At 35.0% G+C, this 16,382-nt stretch carries 16 protein-coding genes and 3 pseudogenes; 2 read left to right on the top strand and 17 right to left on the bottom strand.

The features are described from left to right. From AC1M36_RS17525 to AC1M36_RS17565, 9 genes and pseudogenes are all read right to left on the bottom strand, one after another. A partial coding sequence (locus AC1M36_RS17525) for an SH3 domain-containing protein (RefSeq protein ID WP_479846076.1) occupies positions 1-367 on the bottom strand: 367 nt, incomplete at its 3' end. A gap of 381 nt (positions 368-748) precedes the next feature. After that, positions 749-2,614, bottom strand: coding sequence for a PTS fructose transporter subunit IIABC (locus AC1M36_RS17530; RefSeq protein WP_336453123.1), 1,866 nt, complete (start codon positions 2,612-2,614; stop codon positions 749-751). 12 nt (positions 2,615-2,626) lie between these two features. Further along, complete coding sequence (gene pfkB, locus AC1M36_RS17535; RefSeq protein ID WP_336453194.1) at positions 2,627-3,538, bottom strand: 1-phosphofructokinase; 912 nt, start codon at positions 3,536-3,538, stop codon at positions 2,627-2,629. Further along, on the bottom strand, positions 3,538-4,287 hold the full coding sequence (locus tag AC1M36_RS17540; RefSeq protein ID WP_336453124.1) for a DeoR/GlpR family DNA-binding transcription regulator: 750 nt from the start codon (positions 4,285-4,287) through the stop codon (positions 3,538-3,540). The genes pfkB and AC1M36_RS17540 overlap by 1 nt, the downstream gene beginning before the upstream one ends. A 158-nt stretch (positions 4,288-4,445) precedes the next feature. After that, complete coding sequence (locus AC1M36_RS17545; RefSeq protein WP_336453125.1) at positions 4,446-5,609, bottom strand: iron-containing alcohol dehydrogenase; 1,164 nt, start codon at positions 5,607-5,609, stop codon at positions 4,446-4,448. A gap of 117 nt (positions 5,610-5,726) precedes the next feature. Continuing rightward, a complete protein-coding gene (locus AC1M36_RS17550; RefSeq protein WP_420792365.1) occupies positions 5,727-6,278 on the bottom strand; it encodes a DUF420 domain-containing protein in 552 nt (183 codons plus the stop codon). Positions 6,279-6,589: 311 nt separating this feature from the next. Further along, complete coding sequence (locus AC1M36_RS17555; protein WP_336453126.1) at positions 6,590-6,901, bottom strand: hypothetical protein; 312 nt, start codon at positions 6,899-6,901, stop codon at positions 6,590-6,592. Positions 6,902-6,989: 88 nt separating this feature from the next. After that, positions 6,990-8,423, bottom strand: a complete 1,434-nt coding sequence (locus tag AC1M36_RS17560; RefSeq protein WP_336453127.1) for a BC_2427 family protein — start codon at positions 8,421-8,423, stop codon at positions 6,990-6,992. Between the two features lie 137 nt (positions 8,424-8,560). Beyond that, a pseudogene (locus tag AC1M36_RS17565) lies at positions 8,561-9,253 on the bottom strand (CsxC family protein). Positions 9,254-9,778: 525 nt separating this feature from the next. Between AC1M36_RS17565 and AC1M36_RS17570 the strand changes: the two are divergent. Together AC1M36_RS17570 and AC1M36_RS17575 are read left to right on the top strand one after the other, a co-directional pair. Continuing rightward, positions 9,779-10,594 carry a formate/nitrite transporter family protein gene (locus AC1M36_RS17570; protein WP_479846077.1) on the top strand — a complete coding sequence of 272 codons (816 nt, stop codon included), beginning with the start codon at positions 9,779-9,781 and terminating at the stop codon, positions 10,592-10,594. Between the two features lie 101 nt (positions 10,595-10,695). Continuing rightward, positions 10,696-10,968, top strand: coding sequence for an HU family DNA-binding protein (locus tag AC1M36_RS17575; protein ID WP_336453128.1), 273 nt, complete (start codon positions 10,696-10,698; stop codon positions 10,966-10,968). A 78-nt stretch (positions 10,969-11,046) separates the two neighbouring features. Here the strand turns inward: AC1M36_RS17575 and AC1M36_RS17580 are convergent. The 8 genes and pseudogenes from AC1M36_RS17580 to AC1M36_RS17615 form a co-directional block, all read right to left on the bottom strand. Continuing rightward, positions 11,047-11,182: pseudogene (locus AC1M36_RS17580) on the bottom strand (hypothetical protein); the annotation flags it as partial. A 118-nt stretch (positions 11,183-11,300) separates the two neighbouring features. After that, complete coding sequence (gene copZ, locus AC1M36_RS17585; protein WP_336453130.1) at positions 11,301-11,507, bottom strand: copper chaperone CopZ; 207 nt, start codon at positions 11,505-11,507, stop codon at positions 11,301-11,303. Positions 11,508-11,756: 249 nt separating this feature from the next. Next, on the bottom strand, positions 11,757-12,062 hold the full coding sequence (locus tag AC1M36_RS17590; RefSeq protein ID WP_336453131.1) for a metal-sensing transcriptional repressor: 306 nt from the start codon (positions 12,060-12,062) through the stop codon (positions 11,757-11,759). 167 nt (positions 12,063-12,229) lie between these two features. Then, positions 12,230-12,571 (bottom strand): annotated as a pseudogene (locus AC1M36_RS17595) (cation diffusion facilitator family transporter); the annotation flags it as partial. A 101-nt stretch (positions 12,572-12,672) separates the two neighbouring features. Beyond that, positions 12,673-13,494 carry an alpha/beta hydrolase gene (locus tag AC1M36_RS17600; protein ID WP_479846078.1) on the bottom strand — a complete coding sequence of 274 codons (822 nt, stop codon included), beginning with the start codon at positions 13,492-13,494 and terminating at the stop codon, positions 12,673-12,675. 25 nt (positions 13,495-13,519) lie between these two features. Continuing rightward, positions 13,520-14,338 carry an ABC transporter ATP-binding protein gene (locus AC1M36_RS17605; RefSeq protein WP_336453133.1) on the bottom strand — a complete coding sequence of 273 codons (819 nt, stop codon included), beginning with the start codon at positions 14,336-14,338 and terminating at the stop codon, positions 13,520-13,522. 15 nt (positions 14,339-14,353) lie between these two features. Further along, complete coding sequence (locus AC1M36_RS17610) at positions 14,354-15,376, bottom strand: FecCD family ABC transporter permease (protein WP_431613432.1); 1,023 nt, start codon at positions 15,374-15,376, stop codon at positions 14,354-14,356. Next, entirely contained in the window at positions 15,369-16,376 is a 1,008-nt protein-coding gene (locus AC1M36_RS17615; RefSeq protein ID WP_336453135.1) for a FecCD family ABC transporter permease, read from the bottom strand. Before AC1M36_RS17615 ends, AC1M36_RS17610 begins: the two co-directional genes overlap by 8 nt. Positions 16,377-16,382 lie beyond the last annotated feature (6 nt).

Genomic DNA, 16,382 nt, shown 5'->3' on the forward strand with positions numbered 1-16,382 from the left:
CATTTTGTACTTGGCTTGTTGTTTCAATCATATCGTCTTTCTTAAGCGTACCAAGAATTTCTGAGTTTGTGTTCGCTTCAGCACGTACGTTTAATACGTTTGCTGTTACGTAATAGATGCTTTTTGTAAATTCTGCGCTTACGAATACGTCTTTACCATTTAATTTGATTTGTGACCATCCGTTTTCTGTATTTGTAACATCTAATTTATGACCATTTAATAATTTTCCTACAACTTTTGATTCAGTAGTTGGGTTCTCGCGTACATTTAATACCTCTGTTGTTACAACAGTTTCTGCTTGTGCAGAAATAGTGAAAATCCCAAGACCAAAAACCGCTGCTGCTGCTATACCAATTAATTTTTTCATGAATAGCCTCCATTCGCTTTGTTTTCGTGTCCTCATTATAGCAACAGTTTTTTAGGAGATTTAGGATATCACAGAATTACAAACGATTCGTAATCAATCATTAATGCTTTGTAATATAAAGTAGAATAAAAGAAAAGAGTGTTCTATACGTATTTTTAAGAGATTTAATCATTTTTTTCTTTCAAATACATATGTTTTTTTTGCAATAAAAGTAATAGTATTACCATCTTGTTACAAAAAAACACCGAAACATTACAAATGTTAGTTACATTATGTCTTTTTATGCAATAAATCTTTTGTATTTTACTATGATTCACATATTACTGACACAAAAACTCAAAAAGGACAACTACGTAGTTAAGTAGCTATCCTTTTTGAGTTTTATGAAATTTTCTTTTTCCATCCCCCTAGCATAAGAGCTGATACTGCAGAACCTATTAATATAGAAAGAATATATAACACTGGCTTATTTACTAATAGTATGACAAATATTCCACCGTGTGGCGCTGGCAATGTAATTCCAAATAACATCGATAATGCACCAGCAATACTTGATCCAACAACACAACTTACAATCACACGGATTGGATCAGCTGCTGCAAATGGAATTGCTCCTTCTGTAATAAATGACGCTCCCATAATATAATTTGTAAAACCTGATTTCCGCTCTGCTTCTGTAAATTTCGCTTTAAAAAGTGTAGTTGCAAAAGCAATTGCAAGTGGAGGGACCATTCCACCAGCCATAACAGCTGAATGTACACCAAAGTTTCCAGCCTCAATTGCAGCAATCCCAAATGTAAATGCCGCTTTATTAATCGGACCACCCATATCAACAGCCATCATTCCACCTAAAATAAGTCCTAATAATATAGCATTCGCACCACCTAAACCATTTAACCAACCCGTTAAGGCCTCATTTAAAGCAACAACAGGAGGGTTTACAACTTTTAACATTAATACCCCTGTAAGTAACAAACCAAGTACCGGATATAATAAAACAGGTTTAATCCCTTCTAATTGTACTGGTAAACCTGCCAACACTTTTTTTAAACCAACTACAATATAACCAGCTAAGAAGCCGGCAATTAACCCACCCAAAAACCCTGCATTTGCTTGTGCTGCTAAAAAACCACCAACAATACCAGGCATAAACCCCGGGCGATCAGCAATAGAACTTGCGATAAATCCAGCTAACACCGGAACAAGAAATGCAAATGCTCCCATCTTTCCTCCACCGATTGTCATGAGAGTCTCTGCAATTGGACCTTCTGCTTTAATTCCGCCGAAAGCAAAAGCAAGTGCAATTAAAATTCCACCTCCAACTACAAACGGTAACATATTACTTACACCGCTCATCAAATGCTTATATATGCCCAATCCTTTTTCTTGTTCTACCCCTTTTGCTTCTTCACTTTCTTTTCCACCTTTAAAAATCGGAGCGTCTTGATTTATCGCTCGATTAATTAACTGCTCTGATTTCCGAATACCATCTGCAACTGGTACTTGAATCACGTGTTTTCCCGCGAAACGATTCATTTCTACTTGCTTATCTGCCGCAACAATAATAGCTGTTGCACGTTCAATATCTTCTTTCGTTAATCCATTTTTCACACCAGTAGAACCGTTTGTTTCGACCTTAATCGCAACTCCTAATTCCACCGCTTTCGCCTTGAGACTATCCGCAGCCATATATGTGTGAGCGATACCAGTTGGACAAGCTGTTACCGCTAACACATACGGTTCATTCCCTTCTGGCTTTGCTGCTTCACTAAGTTCATCTTCTTGCTCGTTTTCCTTTTCTTTTTCATCAAACAAACGCAGAAGCTCCTCTTCACTTTTTGCCTCTAACAGTTGTTTACGAAACCCTTCATCCATTAATAATGTCGATAAGCGGGATAACGTTTCTAAATGCGTATTATTCGCACCTTCACTAGCCGCAATCATAAAGAATAAATGAGCTGGTTGTCCATCAAGCGACTCATAATTGACACCGCTTACACTGCGTCCAAAACAAATAGCTGGCTGTTTGACCGCTTTTGTTTTTGCATGTGGAATAGCAATCCCTTCGCCAATTCCAGTTGTACTTTGCATTTCACGCTTTAAAATAGCCTCTTTAAATTCCGCTTGATTATTTAACCTTCCTGCCTTTTCTAATTTCTCTACTAATTCATCGATGACAGCTTCTTTTGCTGAAGCTGTCAAATCCATAATAACTGTATCCCTTTTTAAAAGCTCTGTAATTTTCATATTCTGTTCCCCCTACCGCTTTGTAATCATTACTTGCGATAATAATTCCTCTACTTTATCTTTCGTACATAAATCCGCTGAAAACGCTGTTGCGCTTCCCGTTGCTACACCATAACGAAATGCTTCTTCGACATTTTTTGTTTTTTCATATATTCCCACAAACCCTGCAACAAGAGAATCTCCCGCTCCAACAGAATTGATAACCGTTCCTTTTGGCACGGTTGCCTCGTATACTCCTTTATTGGTAAATAACAAAGCTCCATCTCCTGCCATAGAGACAATTACATTCTGCACACCTTGTTCGATTAACTTTCTGCCATATGGAATCATTTCTTCTACTGTCGAAAGCTTTTCTTTAAATAATTCTCCAAGCTCATGATGATTTGGTTTTATTAAAAATGGCTTATTTTGAATTACATGCTGAAGCGCACTTCCACTCGTATCAACAATGACGTTAATCTGACGTTCTGCCCCAAAATTAGCCATTGTTTCATAAAATGTTTTTGGAATCGATGCAGGAATACTACCGGCTAATACAAGATAATCACCAGCCTGCATATTTTCCATTTCGCCCATTAAATGTTGAAGCTGTCCATCCGTAATAACAGGCCCTTGACCATTCAGCTCTGTTTCTTCCTCCCCCTTTATTTTCACATTAATACGCGAATCCCCATCTACATGAACAAAATTCGTCTTAACACCTTCACTTTTCAAAACATCTTCAATGAATCGACCTGTGAATCCCCCTATAAAACCGAGCGCTGTATTCTCTATTCCAAGTCGATAAAGCACACGGGATACATTAATTCCTTTCCCGCCAGGAAATTTCATATCGTTTTCCGCTCGATTGACAGTTCCCAGCTTGAAACACTCCGTTTGCACAACATAATCTATCGATGGATTTAAAGTAACTGTATAAATCATCATTTATCAACCTCAATTACATTTGTTTTTCGCTTATATTCTTCTTGCTCTTCTTCTAATACATTTGTAATAATTGTCGCTTCTTCAATACTTGCAATTTTCGCAAATGCAACTTCAGAAAATTTACTTTCATCTATTAAAAAATAACCTTCATTCGCTAATGTTAATGCCATTTTTTTCAGCAATGCTTCTTCAGGATCTGGTGTTGTATATCCAAGCTGTTCATGCACACCATTCGCCCCTAAGAAACACTTATCAAATCGGTATTGCTGCATACTTTCCTGTGCCATTGCACCAATTAATGCTTTTGTTCGACTCTTCATCATCCCGCCAAGTAAATAAGCTCGAATATTATTTTCAACTAATGCTTCAATATGCATAAGCCCATTTGTCACAACGGTAACTTCTTTCTCTATTAAATACGGAATCATTTCAAATGTTGTACTTCCTGCATCTAAATAAACGCAATCACCCTTTTCTACAAAAGACGCAGCATATTTAGCGATTTGTTTTTTCACTTGAATGTTTTTGGCTGATTTTTCAACCATCGTAGGCTCTTCACCTTTTCCAGTTAATACAGCAGCTCCGCCATGCACTCGTTTTAATAATCGCTCTTTCTCTAATTGTGCTAAATCACGACGGATTGTCGATTCTGAACTTTTAGTTTCTTCCACCAACTGTTGTAATTTCACTACTTTATTTTCTTTCACAAGCTGTAAAATTCGCTGATGACGTTCAGGAGTTAACATATCACTCACCTCTCCTTTGATTACAGTATAATGAAACCGAATTCAAAAATCAATCAAAAACATTCAAAATCGATCAAATAAAATCACCAAACATTCAATAACACTCAAAAAACCTTCTTGATACATATCAAGAAGGTTTTTTAAATTATTTTTATTCTTTATAATGACGCTCTATAAATTGCAACTACGTCTTCTTTATTTAATTTCTTAAAATGACCGAATTCACCATATACCATCGCTTTTTCAGCCATTACATCAATTTTCGCTTCTCCAATTTCATAGTCAGCTAAACGGGATGGCGCTTCAATAGATGTCCAAAAACTTCTCAACGCTTCGATACCTTCTAAGGCAATTTCCTTATCCGCTTTTCCATCTGCTTCTACATGAAATACACGTACCGCAAATTGTTTAAAGCGGTCTACATTTTCATCTAAAACATGTTTCATCCAATTCGGGAATAAAATCGCTAAGCCGCCACCATGTGGAATATCATACACAGCTGAAACGGCGTGCTCAATATTATGCGTTGCCCAATCACCGCGGACGCCCATTGCTAAAATACCATTTAGCGCCATTGTCCCGCAATATAAAATCGTTTCCCTGTGCTCATAGCTTTCTAAATCGTTTAAAAGTTTTGGAGCTGTTTCAATTACCGTTTTTAAAATAGATTCACAGTAACGGTCTTGCAATTCTGTATTCGTATCTTGATGAAAGTATTGTTCTAACACATGCGACATAATATCAACCATACCGTAGATCGTTTGGTTTCGCGGAACAGAAGCTGTATGAGCTGGATCTAGAATAGAAAATTGCGGGAAAGTAACTGGACTGCCCCATCCATACTTTTCATTCGTTTCCCAATTTGTAATAACAGAACCAGCATTCATCTCAGAACCTGTCGCTGCAAGAGTTAATACTGTACCAAATGGTAAAGCTTCATTTGCAAATGCTTTCTTTGTCACAATGTCCCATACATCACCATCGTATTTACTACCGGCAGCAATTGCTTTCGTACAATCGATAACACTTCCACCACCGACAGCTAAAATAAATTGAATATCGTTTTCTTTGCACATTCGAATTCCCTTGTTTACAGTAGATAAACGTGGGTTTGGTTCAACACCTGTTAACTCAAAAATTTCTGCATCAATTTCTTTTAAGATAGCAATTACATTATCATATATACCATTTCGTTTAATACTTCCCCCACCATATACGAGAAGAACCTTTTTACCATACTGGGGAATCTCTGTCTTTAATTGCTCTAATTGTCCTTGACCAAAAATAAGCTTTGTCGGATTACGAAACACAAAATTTTGCATAATTCCCTATCCATCCTTTCACTATAAAAATTACTATACTTTTGTATAACATATTTCGCTCATCTCACAAAAATATTTGCTTTAACAAAAAATCTCAGCCTTTTCGGCTGAGATTTTTTACTGATAATACGGTGAAATCATTAAATAAACAATAACACCAGAAAGACTTACATATAACCAAATTGGCATCGTCCAACGTACAATCTTACGATGACGAGTCAATTGATTTGTAAAACCATATACAAGTGAGAACAATGCAAGCGGTACGATAATTGCTGCAAGGAAAATATGCGTAAGTAAAATAAAGAAGTACACATATTTAATTACTCCTTCTCCACCGAAATGCGTCGCTGGTGCCAAGTAATGATACGTTAAATAGGAGACACAAAATAACAATGTTGTTGTAAATGCTGCAAGAATAAAACCTCGATGCATCTTTACATTCTTTTTAATAATAGAGAACAATGCTGCCAATAAAAATACAAATGTAAAGCTATTAAAAATTGCATTTAACATCGGCAAAATTGTTACATCAAAATGCACCTCTCCTTTGTAGCCAACAGGTCCAAAAAACAAAAATAAAATAATCGCATTGACGATCACAGAAAGCGTTATCACAATAGGAGCATAGCTCTTCTGATTATTTAATCGATCCGTCAAATTGTTCACTCCCTCTTCCTCTTCTACATATGTACAGTTAACCACACTATTTTAACATATTATCAACAGTATAAATGTGACAATACTTTGACACACTAAAATTAAACAAAGAAAAAACCTTCTTAATCATAACTTCTTAAGAAGGATTTTATCGCTTTATTATTAAAATAGCAATTCACTTAGTTTTTGTTAGAAAACATGTCACTGTATGCTTGAAAAATCTCTGATACTTGATATCCCATTAAAGAAATTGCTGTTAACGAAAAGAAACCAATCATAAGAAATCGAAACCACATATTATTCTCCTCCTTGTATTTAGCTTATAAACAATACGCTGCATTACAAGTCGGATTACAATCTCCCTCTTTGGCTTCTTTTTTCTTCACGATAGCCGTTATAAACCGAATCATAAAGAATGCACTAAAAGGAATTTCCATCCATTTTATATTAGCATAGCAGAGCAACGGTTCCCGCTCTAAATCGGACGGAGATGAAAAGGAATAGAACATACCTTGCTCTTCCATGTATACAATTACAATTTTTAAACAAAATAAAATCCCAAGAAATGAAACAATATCTTGCCACTCTGTTGTATACAATACATTATAAAGATCGAATACGTACTCTTCCATTATCACCCCTCCTTCCTTTTTTACCATTTTCCTCGCCTGTATATAAAAAGTCAAGAAAAATGTTTTATATACACTATGTCAATGGTAGTTACATAATTTCAACTTTCACTTCTTGTTCTTGCAATATTTGAACGATTAACTCAAGCACTATTTTTTGCAGTAACTGATACACTTTTTTCTGAGACGTACTTTTCTCATTTGAACAAGCTACGATATACTCAATACGCTGCAAAATATAACCATCCACAAGTAAAATGCCTTTTTCAACTGTTACTGAATTTCGCTTTACATTTTTAGCTTCTGGTGAAAAAAATTTACTATCCGTCAAAATAACCTCCTGCGAAATCCCTTTAATTCCTGCGACTTTTTCTTGAAATATCACTTTTTCTTTCAAACCAATCTCAGTTTTAAACTTTCCTATTTCTATCGGAAGTCTTGTCGTTATATAATTATTAGATATGTTATCTTTTTTCTCTTTTGACAACACGTTATGCATAGGAGTCCAGAAAGATTGTTTTATATCACTATCCTCAAAATTACTTATATCTCCCACATTCGCAAGTTCTAAAAGCACCCTATTTTCAAAAAGCTTTGAAGAAACGAAATGACAATACGGTTCTTCATGATAGTGATGTACTGTAGCTAACATCTTCGCCTCTAATTCATAAAGCATTTTCTCCGTTTCGTTTTGAAATATAAATACTTCTTCATCTTTGCTACTTAAAATAGGTAGGTTTAAAAAATCAGATACTTCAGCAACAGTAGAAAATGGGGTTTTCACGATTATAGAACGTGCTGCACTTCCTATTTTTAATTCATTTGGAGATTTATTTACTTCCTTGTGTCCTTCCGTTGAGTTATCCTCTTCTACGCTCTCTTCAATCGGTTTATCTGCTTTCTTGCTCCCTTCGGTTGATCTATCCTCTTCTATGCTCTCTTCAATCAGTTTATCTGCTTTCTTGCCCTCTTCCGTCGATCTATCCTCTTTTATGCTCTCTTCAATCGGTTTATCTGCTTTCTTGCTCCCTTCCATTGATCTATCCTCTATACTCTCTTCAATCAGTTTATCTGCTCCCTTGTCCCCTTTCGCTGATCCATCCTCTTCTACGCTCTCTTCAATCGATTTATCTGCTTCCTTTTTCTTTAGAATCTTTTTGTGTTTAGTAAAAAGTTTATCCACCATTTTATTACTAATCCACGGATTGGTAGTAATAATAGGTAGGTTTAAAAAATTTGATACTTCAGCACCAGTAGAAAACGCTTTTTCCACGGTTATGGAACGTCCTGCACTTCCTATTTTTAATTCATTTGGAGATTTATTTACTTCCTTATGCTCTTCAGATAATTTTTCCTCTTTCACACCCTCTGCAATCAATGTGTCTGCTTTCTTGTGCTCTTCTATCGTTATATCCTCTTTCACATTTTCTTCAATCAATTTATGTTTTTTCTTGCTCTTTAGAGTTTTTTTATGTTTAGAAAAAAGTTCATCCACCACTTTATTACTGATCCACGGATTGCTCATCACCAATCACTTCCTAACTGATGAATTGAAAAGTGTATGTATTTTTAAAATATACATAACCGTTTCAACATTATATATGTCTTATAACAATAAAAAAGACATCCTCTTTTAGAATTAAAAGAGAATGTCTTTTTTTGTTATACGTTTACTTGCTGAACTTGTAAAACTTTCAAAGTAAGATCTAATACTATTTTTTCACGAATTTCCTTAAAATCATCATTTATATGTGTAGGGCATGGTGAAAAGTCTAATTCGTAAAAGTCTGCACGTATTAATTCACAGTACGGTTGTTCATTATAAAAAGTAGTATTTTCAAAGAAATACTTGTCCAAACGAGGTAAATCACCGTCTTTCGGATTAATGAATTGTGATCTACTTGCTGAGCCAGCAGCAAAAAGTGGGGGAGTTAGGAAATCATCTTCAGTTAAGTCAACGAAACCGTAGAATGGGACATTTGCAGTTCGATAGCGAAGGTTTCCATTACAATCACTAGTAGCATATTCGATATTCTTACGAATATAGCCTTCTACAAATAATTTTGCTCGCGTTACTTCACGGTATCCTGTGTCATTAAAATCCTCGAACGCAACTGGTACAAGTTTACATTGTGTTAAAAATACATCTTTTAACACTCAGTTAATTTCTACTGCTCCATCTTCAAGCTCAATATTTGCTTCTACAACAATTTGGACGATTCTTTCTGCTAAAACAACTGGGATTTTCACCCTTGCAGTTTCTCTTACGATAGCTGGTGCATCTGCATCATTAAGTGGAATTTGAGTTTGTCCTTTAACTGAACAAGGTACATGTTTCGAACATTTTCCACTCATATTTTATCTTCTCCTTTTGATAACATTTTTAGAGTTTTAAAAACTCGTTATGCTATAACTTATGTACGTTTTCTATTAATGGTATAGATTTGTATAATAGTCAGTTTTATTATTTTATAGAAATAATGAAGCTCTTATAGTCATTTACATATAAACGTTAAAACTATATACCTATCATTTTCATAGAATACACCGCCTACATTTTTACCATTAATTGACAAAACCATTCGAATTATGTAACATAATTTTATCGACATGATCTGCAATGCATGTACTTTTTATTTATATTTGATTGTTGATGAAAAATTCTACAGAACAACTCTAAGTAATTTTTACTTACCAAGATGAATATCATTTTTGGTGTTTTTATGTATGTTCCGAGAAAAATCTCATCTTAACGTTCTGAGAAAAACTTTTAATTGAGGGTCTATACTCGTTCCCCAAAATTATCAATCTAACCATCAATAAGACGAAAAACTCATTGATGGGATGGAGTCATGTATCAAAAATATGGAGGGGTTGTTTATGTCTGTCTATACACCACAAGAAATTACTACGTTAGCCGCAAGTTCAGGCCAAAAAAAAGCACTTTTACCGTTACTTCCCATGATGATTTTAGGTTTTTTTGGCGGCGCTTTCATAGCGCTAGGTTATCTACTTGATATTCACGTGATTGGAACAATGCCAAAATCCTGGGGATCTTTTACTAGTTTTCTAGGAGCAGCCGTTTTTCCTATCGGTCTAATTCTAGTTATTCTTGCAGGTGGTGAACTAGTGACCGGTAATATGATGACCGTATCGATTGCGTGGTTTTCCAAAAAAATCTCTTTCTCTAAAGTATTAAAAAATTTACTAATTGTTACAATTAGCAACTTTATTGGTGCTGTATTTGTCGCGTATTTTTTCGGTCACATCGTCGGATTAACAGAGGGAGAATTTTTAGCCAAAACGGTATCGATTGCGGAGGCCAAGCTACATGATACACCAGTACAAGCATTTGTCTCTGCTATTGGTTGTAACTGGCTCGTTTGCTTAGCAGTTTGGCTTAGTATGGGTAGCAAAGAATTTGCTGGAAAAATAATTGGTATTTGGTTTCCCGTTATGACTTTTGTTGCAATTGGCTTTCAACACGTTGTTGCCAATATGTTCGTTATTCCAGCCGCCATTTTTGCAGGGCACCTAACTTGGATGGAATACTTACCGAATTTCATTATCGTCTTCTTTGGAAACTTAGTCGGTGGTATACTATTCGTAGCGCTCCCTTACTTCTTGGCTTATCACAAACGCGAGCAATCCAAAAGTAAAACAACAGAATTAAAGAAAAAATCCGTAACTGCTTAACAAAAAGAATTTAATAGAAAACGTATAGTACACTTGTTCTCTTCTCTTTTATACGTTATAATAACAACTTAAATAGCATTATTTACATATGAGGTGAAGATATGAATAAAACAGAATTAATTAAAAATGTAGCACAAACAGCTGAAATTTCTCAAAAAGAAGCTACTGTAGTTGTACAATCTGTAGTAGAAGCAATCACAAATACTTTAGCTGCTGGTGAAAAAGTACAACTTATCGGATTCGGTACATTCGAAGTTCGTGAAAGAGCTGCTCGTACAGGCCGTAACCCACAAACAGGTGAAGAAATGCAAATCGCAGCTTCAAAGGTACCTGCATTTAAAGCTGGTAAAGAATTAAAAGAAGCAGTAAAATAATAAAAAAACAGCCTTCTCGCTTATGAGAAGGCTGTTTTTTCATTACCTGTGTTCTTTTAAAATATCTACTTATTATTCATTTGTTACTGTCCCTGTTTTATCTAAAATAATTGTATTTAAGCGATGTGTTGCTTCTAAATACTTCTCCATACTCAGCTGAACGTCCTGAGCCCGCCATAATAGATGTCGGTGTTGCAAGTCCTAAAGCACGTGGTCTCTTTTTGTCTATTCATGCTATTCACTCCTTATCCTTATACAGCTATAGAGTATATTTTTTTGTTAAAAGAAATCGTACCTATTTAAGTACGATTTCTTTTATGTTTCAAAACTCTTTATTGAACTTCATAACCTTGATCTTCAATTACAACAATAATATCTTTGAGAGTAACTATTGAAGAATCCATTTCTACTTCAACAGTACCTGCAGCTAAGTGAACTTTTACTTGTTCAACACCATTTAACCCTTTTACGCTTCCTTCAATAGAGTTTACACAGTGCCCACAAGACATACCTTCAACTTTTAATGTTAACTTTTCCATCTAATATCCTCCTCTTGTTATTTCATTATTTATTGGTTATAAATAAATAATACCATACCTCCCTAAGGTATTGAATAGGCGTAGGTCATTATTTTTTAAAATCTTTTTTAACTTCAGTAGTTCTTGTTTCATTCTTACAGCCCCCTATGCATCCCACTAAATGTATCTCCGTTTCCTTATAACTTAAAACCACCATACCATCAATAGGTATACAAAAAAACAAGCCAGTTAACTCACTAGCTTGTTTGATTATGCTTTTGAGAATCTTTCAAACACTGTCATTAATTCTTCAATCGCTTCATCTCCATTACCCTCTTTAATCGCATTAGAAACACAATGATTTGTATGATTTTTCAGTATCCCCATACCAACTTTCTTCATCGCTGCATTAATAGCTGAAATCTGCACTAAAATATCAACACAATAACGATCATTTTCAATCATATTCTGAATACCACGAACTTGCCCTTCAATTCTCTTTAACCTATTCATAATTTGTTCTTTTTCTTTATCCGATCTATGGCTAGTAACCGTTTCATTTTTATTATGATCCATTTTATCACCTTCTTAAAGTTTATCCTCATCCACATGGTACAATGCCCCCCATGAGTATACCAATTATAGCATTAAACATACATATGGTGATACCCTATATAAACGAAAAGACCTATACTACAAAGTATAGGTCTTTTCAATCAATATTATTTAGGAAAAACAAGTCATTATACGACCAATTCATTATGTTTAATTTTGAGAGTTTCAATTTGAATTGTTGTGTGTTCAATATGGAATTCTTGTTTTAGCATGTTAATTATCATTTGTAAAATTTCTTGATAATCTTGTTTTTTATCAATCATTACATGACAACTTAAAGCATCTAATCCCGATGTAATTGTCCAAATATGAAGATCATGTACATCACGTACACCTTCTATTTGTCTAATTGCCCGTTTTACTTTGGATAATTCAATTGATACAGGTGTCCCTTCCATTAAAATCTGGATGGAATGCTTCGTAACTCCCCAAGCACTTTTCAATATTAATACGGCTACAATAACAGAAATAGTCATTTCCTATATAAAAAAGGTAAGCTTCTGCTTACCTTTTGGACAACATATATAGACTAATCAAATGAAGTTTTCAAGTGATTTATTAAAAACAATGATTAGAGTACATTACTTACAAATCTCAGTGCCTTACTTAAAGCTGTTGGTACTACTGATGCATGGTTCTCCCCCTTAGCTTCATAAAATGCAAATCGTAATTTATTATGTTGCAAATTCAGTAAACGCTCTGATAATGCAGTGGCATCTCGAACCATATGCTCTCTTTCTAATGCTCCCACTGTCAGAAAGACTCCAACTTCAGAACTCGCTCTGTCCAATTCATTTATAAACGCTGCTTTGTTTTCAAGAACAGACTGGTTATTCCACCAAATAGATGGGCTACTGATGAAATAATTTTGAAAGGCGTTTGTATTTGTAAACAATACATGTAAAGCAAATAATCCACCGAGTGAATGTCCAAATATTGTTTGCTTTGCTCTATCAATCTCAAAATCCTTTTCGATTTGCGGCTTCAATTCCTCTTGAAGAAATGCTAAAAATTCATTTGCTCCTCCTGACTTAGGCCATGGTTTTCCATCAGTTTTTTGCAGCGCATCCTTAGAAGGCACGGAAGGAGTAAAATCATAACACCTTTCAGAAGCTGCAAAAGTTCCTTCTATCGGATAGCCTACACCAACAATTATAGATGGTACAACTCCTGTTTTTTCTGCTCTTACTGATTGGATCTTAATAGCTTCTTGGAACGTTTGAAAAAATGCGTTTCCATCTAATACATAAATTACAGGATATCCATGTTCTGGAGCAGGTTGCTTTGGCTTCGAAATATAAATTTGATATTCACGATTTCCTATTTTCGAATACATCTTCCATTGCTCTGCACCAGAAATAGTAACATCTTTTTTTTCAATACTCGTATTCATGTTATTCTCCCCTCCTCTTACCATTTTAACTAGTTACGTATATTTCAGTACTTTCTTCTTGGAACACACTATCATAACCGAAACATACAGGAGCTCCATTATATGGATCTATCATGACCCGTGCATCAATATGAAATACACGTTTTAATACTTCATTTGTAATGATTTCTACTGGGCTTCCTGCTGTAATAATTTTTCCATCTTTCATTGCAATAATCTCATCTGAAAATCGCGCTGCATGATTAATATCATGTAAAACCATAACAACCGTACATTTGTGATCTTTGTTTAATCGTTCAACAATTTGCAGTACTTCTAATTGATGAGACATATCAAGGTATGTAGTCGGTTCATCTAATAATAAAACTTCTGTTTCTTGTGCTAAAGCCATTGCTAGCCATACTTTTTGTCTTTGTCCACCAGATAGATTTCCGATTTGACGCGTACGAAAAGCAGATGTTTTTGTAATATCTAATGCCCAATCAATCATTTCTTTATCTTTTGGTGATAGTTTATTCACATTATTTCGATGTGGGTAACGTCCGTAAGAAATCAATTCTTCCACTTTCAGTTCGCCTGGTGCAATTGGGTTTTGTGGAAGTAGTGCGAGCTGCTTTGCAATTTGTTTTGTAGGAATTGTATTTAAATCCTGCCCTTGCAAATACACTTTTCCGCTTTTTTGTTTTAAAATGCGCCCCATTGTTTTTAAGAGTGTTGATTTCCCGCATCCATTTGGGCCAATAATTGTGGTAACTTTCCCTTTTTGTATCTCTACATTCAAATCACGAAACACTGTAAACTTTTCATAACTTGTTTCTAAATTTTCAGCCCTTAGATCATTCACTTTCTCTCACTCCTCTTACGCCTTCGCTTTATATAACAAATATAGGAAATATGGTACACCAATAATCGAAATGACAATTCCAACTGGTAATTCCACAGGTGTAAATATTGTTTTTGCAATAAAGTCTGAAACAATGACAAGTAACATACCGATTGCTCCACATACAGGAATCACATACTTATGCTGAATACCAACGAGACGTTTTGCAATATGCGGTGCCATCAGTCCTACAAATCCGATACTGCCCGAGACAGCAACACAAGCACTTACTAATCCAATACTACTTAATAATAAAATAGACTTTTCTCTCTCAACCGAAACTCCTAAACTCGTAATACTCGTTTCCTCCAATTGAAATAAATCAAGTAAATAGGCTTTTCTTTTAATTATAGGAATTAGGATAATGAGCCATGGCAGCATAGCAATAATATATTTCCAATTTGCATTATATATACTCCCGGAAACCCAAACGGCAGCCATTTCAAAGTCAGTTGCTTTCATTTTCAATGATAAATACATAGAAAATGCACCAAATCCTGATCCTATCGCAATTCCTGTTAATAAAAGACGTTGGGAATCTAGTTTTCCATTTCGCCAAGAAAACATATAAATTAATATAGCTGCACCTAAACCACCAACTAACCCAAACATTGGCATCATCATAATCGAAACCCAGTCCGTACTTTTCAACTGTCCTTGAAAGAAAAACATAAAAATAACAATTGCAGTTCCGGCTCCAGCATTCACACCTAAAATACCCGGATCAGCTAAACCGTTTCTTGTAATTCCTTGAATAACAGCTCCAGCAATTCCAAGACCTAACCCTACTAAACCAGCTATTACGATTCTCGGAAGTCGAAAGTCAAATATTACTAGATCATGTTCAGGTACGGGGTTAATCCGAAAAATCGTCCGAAATACATCCGCAATTGTAATATCAAATGTACCATTTGTTAAACTTATATAAATAGCAAACAAAATTAAAAGTATAATAATCCCCATTGTCATTACATAATACCGACTTGAATCCTTAAGCATGTTTCTCTCCTCCTCTTGTACGAATTAAATAAAGGAAGAAAGGAATTCCAATTAAAGACGTAACGACTCCTATTGGTGTTTCAAACGGATAATTTACAAACCTACTTACTATATCGCATAAAGCTAAAAACAAACCACCAATTACTCCTGCACAAGGGATAATCCATTTATAGTCTACTCCAATTAAGAAACGAGTAATATGCGGAATAATAAGTCCGACAAAACCTATTTTTCCGACTAGCGCAACAGCCGTCCCTGTCAAGAATATAACTGATATAATAGCGGTCGCTTTTACCAGCTTTGTACGTTGTCCTAAATTAACAGAAACCTCTTCTCCTAATGAAAGAATCGTAATAGATTTCGATATTAACAACGCTAAAATAATCCCAACGATACCGAAAGGAATTGCTAATTTTATTACATTTGGATCCACTTGATGTAATTTTGCATTATACCAAAAACTAATATTTTGAGAAACTTGGAAGTAGGATGCGATTGCAGCAGAAATACTACTTAAAAAAGTACCAATAACAGTTCCTATAATCGCTAACCTAACTGGTGATAAGCCGTTTCGGAGCAGTGAACCAAAACCAAAAACAATTCCTGCGCCTAGCGCTGAACCAAGCATAGAACATAAAATCATATTAACCGAAGACATTCCAGGAAGAAATACCATGCAAATTGTTATCACAAAAGCAGAGCCATCTGTTACACCCATAATAGAAGGGGATGCAAGATAGTTTCTTGTCATCCCCTGCATAAGTGCTCCTGATATGGCTAGAAACGCTCCTACTAAAAGAGCTGCAACTACCCTTGGTAAACGAGAAGTAATAATAATATTATGATTTACATTGCTTGAATCGAAATGAAATATTGCATTCCAAGTTGTTTCAAAATCAATATTTTTTGCACCATATAAAATAGAAAGTATGATTGTAAGGAAAATAAATATGGGTGCTAAGCATAAAATTACCATTGGTATTGAATTCATTCTTCGCATATCATT

The sequence above is a fragment of the Bacillus sp. Medicinal_06 genome, assembly GCF_056711665.1.

What these genes read in the sequence shown, in the direction of transcription:
- AC1M36_RS17545 (WP_336453125.1), bottom strand. Translation starts at nt 5,609, where the DNA reads ATGCAAAATTTTGTGTTTCGTAATCCGACAAAGCTTATTTTTGGTCAA.
- AC1M36_RS17610 (WP_431613432.1), bottom strand. Translation starts at nt 15,376, where the DNA reads ATGCTTAAGGATTCAAGTCGGTATTATGTAATGACAATGGGGATTATT.
- AC1M36_RS17590 (WP_336453131.1), bottom strand. Translation starts at nt 12,062, where the DNA reads ATGGATCATAATAAAAATGAAACGGTTACTAGCCATAGATCGGATAAA.
- AC1M36_RS17560 (WP_336453127.1), bottom strand. Translation starts at nt 8,423, where the DNA reads ATGAGCAATCCGTGGATCAGTAATAAAGTGGTGGATGAACTTTTTTCT.
- AC1M36_RS17615 (WP_336453135.1), bottom strand. Translation starts at nt 16,376, where the DNA reads ATGCGAAGAATGAATTCAATACCAATGGTAATTTTATGCTTAGCACCC.
- AC1M36_RS17555 (WP_336453126.1), bottom strand. Translation starts at nt 6,901, where the DNA reads ATGGAAGAGTACGTATTCGATCTTTATAATGTATTGTATACAACAGAG.
- AC1M36_RS17600 (WP_479846078.1), bottom strand. Translation starts at nt 13,494, where the DNA reads ATGAATACGAGTATTGAAAAAAAAGATGTTACTATTTCTGGTGCAGAG.
- copZ (WP_336453130.1), bottom strand. Translation starts at nt 11,507, where the DNA reads ATGGAAAAGTTAACATTAAAAGTTGAAGGTATGTCTTGTGGGCACTGT.
- AC1M36_RS17530 (WP_336453123.1), bottom strand. Translation starts at nt 2,614, where the DNA reads ATGAAAATTACAGAGCTTTTAAAAAGGGATACAGTTATTATGGATTTG.
- AC1M36_RS17575 (WP_336453128.1), top strand. Translation starts at nt 10,696, where the DNA reads ATGAATAAAACAGAATTAATTAAAAATGTAGCACAAACAGCTGAAATT.
- pfkB (WP_336453194.1), bottom strand. Translation starts at nt 3,538, where the DNA reads ATGATTTATACAGTTACTTTAAATCCATCGATAGATTATGTTGTGCAA.
- AC1M36_RS17570 (WP_479846077.1), top strand. Translation starts at nt 9,779, where the DNA reads ATGTCTGTCTATACACCACAAGAAATTACTACGTTAGCCGCAAGTTCA.
- AC1M36_RS17540 (WP_336453124.1), bottom strand. Translation starts at nt 4,287, where the DNA reads ATGTTAACTCCTGAACGTCATCAGCGAATTTTACAGCTTGTGAAAGAA.